Consider the following 1,994-nt stretch of genomic DNA (forward strand, 5'->3'; position numbering starts at 1 on the left):
ATCGTCACGCTAGGCTTGATCGAAACTTGGTATGATCTGAAAACCAACACCTATCTTAATTTTACACCAAGCGAAGTCCTCGCAGGCAATCTTAGTCGGTTCGAGTGTCGCATCACTGATTATGCCGAAAATCTGGAAGCTGCTAAATATCTAATTGATTATTTGCGGACGCATTTCAATCCAAACCTAAAAATCATCGTTACAGTTAGTCCAGTGCCCTTAAATGTTTCCTTTTCTGGTCAAGACATCGCGCAGGCCAATACACTATCCAAATCGACGCTTAGGACCGTTGCGCAAAAGCTGGCGGACGAAGATGAGAATATAGATTATTTTCCATCATATGAAATGGTTACGTTGTCCAACCCGACTGACGCTTGGTTGCCGGACCATCGTCATGTCAGGCGCGAAATGGTTTCCCGTATCATGCAGACCTTTGTTCAGCATTATATTGGCTAGACGCTGCACTCAGGCGCTTATGCTAAGTGCCTGGCGTCCCTACCCTCACTCTAATTCCACCCAAGGATCAACCAACCCCACCCCCGTCGCCACAAAATCCCCGACATTGCGCGTCACCACCGTCAACCCGTGCACCAGCGCCGTCGCCGCGATCCAGCCGTCGCGTTCGCTCACCGGATCGGGGACATGCAGCCCGGCGCAAGCAACGGCTACCGCGCCGTCCATCGCCAGCACGCGCCCCGCAAAGCCGGGCGTCACGACCTGATCAAGCCAGCGGCGCAGGGTCGCCCCCTGCGCCGCATCCCGGCGCTCGACGCGCACAACGCCCAGTTCCAGTTCGAATAGCGTCATTGCCGAAATAAACGTCGTGCTGGGGTCGGTCGCCTTGAGCCATTCCACCACATTTGGCGCGGCCCGTCCCGACCGGATCTTGCGGCTTTCGGAAATGACGTTGGTATCGATCAGGAACATCAATCCAGCTCGGCGGCGCGCGCTGCGATCTGCGCCTTGGGCGGATCGAAATCGAAATCCTGCGCATCATCGGGCATCAGCACGTCGAACAGCGACGCACCATGCCCGGCCAGCCGCTCATAATCGCGGATCGCCAGCACGACGAGCGAGGGTTTGTTGCGGTCGGTAATGAACACAGGGCCGGACTGCGCCGCCCGTTTGATGCTGCCGGGGTCGCGGTTGAACTCCCGGCTGGTGAAGGTCGCGGTCATTGGCTCAGCCTCATGTCGTTACATACAGACATACTCGATATGGGCCGTCATGGTCAAGGCCGCCACTGCCCCACTTCCCCCTGTCCTACATCCCCCAACCCATGCCATGCTCCCCGTCATGCCAAACACGCCTGACCTGCTCCACTTCACCCCCGTCCAGTTGCAACGCCGCGCGCGCGGGTGGACGCCCGATGCCCAACATGCCTTCATCGATGCCCTGTCCCGATGCGGCGTCGTGGCGCAGGCGGCGCGGAGCGTTGGCTGTTCGCCGCGCTCGGCCTATTTGTTGCGGGCGCGGCCGGGGGCGGAAAGTTTCGCCGCCGCCTGGGACTGGGCGATCGAGATGGGGCTGGACGACCAGATGGGGCGCGCCGTGGCGCTGATCCGGGGCGACCGGCGGCAACCGCTGGTGCGCGGCGGCCGCGTCGTGGGCCATTATAGCAAGCCCGACCGCCGGGTCATGCTCGCCGCGCTGCGCGCCCTGTCCGCCTGCACCGATGGCAGCCGCGCCATGATGCCGCATAATGCCCGCATCGCCGCCCGCGCGACCGCGCAAGCGCCTTCCCCCGCCACAGCCGCCCCTTGTCACAATCGAACAGGCCGACGAAATAAAATGTCGAAATCTGCGGGAAATATGCGAAGTTAAGCGCTGACCATCCCCTTGTCGGAGCCTCATAGCATGACCGCCACGCGCCGCGATTTCCTTGTCGCCGGTTCCTCCGTCCTCGCTCTGTCGGCCCTCCCCGCCCGCGCCGCGACCGACACGCCCGACGCCCGCGCGCAAGCCACGCTCGCTACCATGGCCGAAGCCATGCC

At 61.4% G+C, this 1,994-nt stretch carries 4 protein-coding genes; 2 read left to right on the forward strand and 2 right to left on the reverse strand.

What is annotated here, in order from left to right; translation table 11 throughout:
- The coding region (locus IL54_RS23250; RefSeq protein WP_193378878.1) for a GSCFA domain-containing protein at window positions 1-456 on the forward strand (456 nt) is incomplete at its 5' end.
- Between the two features lie 45 nt (window positions 457-501).
- On the opposite strand, the gene IL54_RS17515 is transcribed toward IL54_RS23250, so the two are convergent.
- Both IL54_RS17515 and IL54_RS17520 read right to left on the reverse strand, forming a co-directional pair.
- Window positions 502-927: a type II toxin-antitoxin system VapC family toxin gene (locus IL54_RS17515; RefSeq protein WP_037477335.1), complete on the reverse strand. Its 426-nt coding sequence runs from the start codon at window positions 925-927 to the stop codon at window positions 502-504.
- A complete protein-coding gene (locus tag IL54_RS17520) occupies window positions 927-1,178 on the reverse strand; it encodes a type II toxin-antitoxin system prevent-host-death family antitoxin (protein WP_037477337.1) in 252 nt (83 codons plus the stop codon). Before IL54_RS17520 ends, IL54_RS17515 begins: the two co-directional genes overlap by 1 nt.
- Window positions 1,179-1,296: 118 nt before the next feature.
- Between IL54_RS17520 and IL54_RS17525 the strand changes: the two genes are divergently transcribed.
- A complete protein-coding gene (locus IL54_RS17525) occupies window positions 1,297-1,824 on the forward strand; it encodes a hypothetical protein (protein ID WP_193378879.1) in 528 nt (175 codons plus the stop codon).
- Window positions 1,825-1,994: the final 170 nt, after the last annotated feature.

Source organism: Sphingobium sp. ba1 (assembly GCF_000743655.1).
In the GTDB taxonomy this organism is placed as follows: domain Bacteria; phylum Pseudomonadota; class Alphaproteobacteria; order Sphingomonadales; family Sphingomonadaceae; genus Sphingobium.